The 257-nt window shown below is 31.5% G+C and carries 1 protein-coding gene; it reads left to right on the top strand.

The window, feature by feature from the left end:
- Positions 1 to 257 (top strand): S8 family serine peptidase (locus FE394_RS19620; RefSeq protein WP_319927980.1); only part of this gene is annotated, 257 nt, incomplete at both ends.

Consider the following 257-nt stretch of genomic DNA (forward strand, 5'->3'; position numbering starts at 1 on the left):
TAAGTATACGAATGGAAAATATAGTACAGTTGTAAAAGGAATCGATTGGGCAATTGAACATAAGGCGAATATTATTCTAATGAGTCTAGGTGGAAAAAAAGAATCTGTATTTTTTGAAGAAGCCATTAATAAAGCATATGAAAAAGGAATTTTGTTAGTTTCATCAGCAGGGAATGAAGGATATAAAGAGGGAGATTCAATTACTTATCCAGCTAAATTTAATTCTGTAATTGCAGTTGGAGCGTTAGATGCTAAAG

It is taken from the genome of Xenorhabdus littoralis, from assembly GCF_033949345.1.
GTDB lineage: Bacteria > Pseudomonadota > Gammaproteobacteria > Enterobacterales > Enterobacteriaceae > Xenorhabdus > Xenorhabdus littoralis.